Genomic DNA, 1,070 nt, shown 5'->3' with positions numbered 1-1,070 from the left:
GCCGAGGCCCGGCAGAACGGCATCCGCTCCGCCTACGCCCAGATGGCCACCGGCGACCGCACCAGCGCCTGGAAGCGCACCGTGATCCCCACCGCCGGGGGCGGCTGGGCCGAGCAGGACGTCCTGGTCTCCAAGCCCCAGATCAACCTGGTGTGGATGCAGCTGACCGAGGCCCGCACCATCGCCGACGACCGCCCCGAGAGCCTGCGCGGCCTGTGGAACGGCCAAGTCGCGGCGCTGCCCTCGCTGCTGACCTCCGGCAGCCCGGTGAAGCAGACCTTCACCTACACCAAGGACCAGACGATACGGGCGATAACCGGCATCCTGGAGCAGTACCAGCCGACCACGATACGGATGCAGGATCCGACGCCGGGCCGGTACGCCAAGGACGGGAAGATAACCGACCACCAGGACCACATGTACGGCGCCCGCTTCGTCCAGGCGGCCACCGAACGCTACGCGGACGTCACCGCCCGACCGCACTTCTCGGTGCAGAACTACCTCGGCTACGCCAACAGCGCCCTGCCCCACTCGCTCGACCCCGAGACGGTCGAGGCGAAGGTCAACTTCCTCAAGACCTACGCCTGGCTGGACCGCACCGACTACTGCGGCAGCCCCTACGGCTGCGGCGACCGCAAGGTCGCCCCCCGCCCCACCGGCCACAACTGGGCACAGAGCATCCGCTACTCCCGCGGCGAGGACACCTCCTGGCTGACCGACGGCGTCGCCGGCCGCCTCTGGGCCTTCTCCGTCCTCGACGGCCGCATGGCGTACTGGACCCGCACCGGCCCGCAGGCCCAGTGGGCCGGCCCCGAGCTGCTGCCCGGTCCCGGCATGGACCCGGGCGCCACCGCCGTCCGGTTCCCGGACGGCCGGATCGGCGTACTCGGCACCCGCACCACGGCGGGCGCGCAGCCGCAGGACTACCGGCGCGAGGTCGTGTACGCCGTCCAGGGCGCGCCCGACGGTCCGTTCGGCCCGTGGCAGGTGCTCGGCACCCCCGAGGGCTCCGACGCGTCCGGCACCTCCGACCTCGGCGGCCCCACCGCCACCGTGGGCGCCGACGGCCG

The 1,070-nt window shown here is 72.7% G+C and carries 1 pseudogene; it reads left to right on the top strand.

Going from position 1 to position 1,070, the window contains the following annotated elements:
• Window positions 1-1,070: pseudogene (locus ACIQWR_RS41555) on the top strand (PIG-L family deacetylase); the annotation flags it as partial.

Source organism: Streptomyces sp. NPDC098789 (assembly GCF_044759975.1).
In the GTDB taxonomy this organism is placed as follows: Bacteria; Actinomycetota; Actinomycetes; order Streptomycetales; family Streptomycetaceae; genus Streptomyces.
Note: the sequence above shows the minus strand (reverse complement) of the source record. Positions and strands in the feature narration are given on the sequence as shown.